Origin of the sequence: Nocardia takedensis NBRC 100417 (assembly GCF_000308695.1) — a bacterium.
GTDB classification, from domain to species: domain Bacteria; phylum Actinomycetota; class Actinomycetes; order Mycobacteriales; family Mycobacteriaceae; genus Nocardia; species Nocardia takedensis.
Map to the genome: position 1 here is coordinate 1 of NZ_BAGG01000168.1, position 513 is coordinate 513.

Annotated in this window: 1 protein-coding gene; it reads left to right on the plus strand. The window is 68.0% G+C overall.

Annotation, left to right across the window (positions count from 1 at the left end; genetic code table 11):
* Positions 1–72: 72 nt before the first annotated feature.
* A partial coding sequence (locus ON30_RS27755; RefSeq protein ID WP_169334955.1) for an AAA family ATPase occupies positions 73–513 on the plus strand: 441 nt, incomplete at its 3' end.

Genomic DNA, 513 nt, shown 5'->3' on the forward strand with positions numbered 1-513 from the left:
ATTTACGTCCATATGGTCGTGTTACCGGTGTCCGACGTAGTGCTCTCCGAATCCGCTCATGAGGTCCTCGGGGTGAGCGAATTCGTCGGGCGTACCGCCGAGTTGGCCCGCCTGGACGCCCTGCTCGCCGGTGATGCCCGGTTGATCACCCTGGTGGGGCCCGGCGGCATCGGCAAGACCCGGCTGGCGGCCGAAGCCCTGCGGCGCATATCGCACGATCAGCGTCGACCGGTGTATTGGGCTCGGCTGGCCGAGGTCGAACGCGACGACCGGCTCGCCGACGAGGACGTGGTGCGGTCGGTGATGCGCACCGACGGCAGCGATCCGTCGGAGTGGGATCTGCTGATGAGCACGTTCACCGACGCCACCGCCGGCGCCGAGCGGCGAATCCTGGTGCTGGACAACTGCGAGCACGTGCTCCGCAGCGTCGGCCGGGTGATCACCAAACTGCTGGCGACGGCGCCCACGCTGACCATCCTGGCCACCAGCCGCGAACCGGTCGGCTGGATCGAT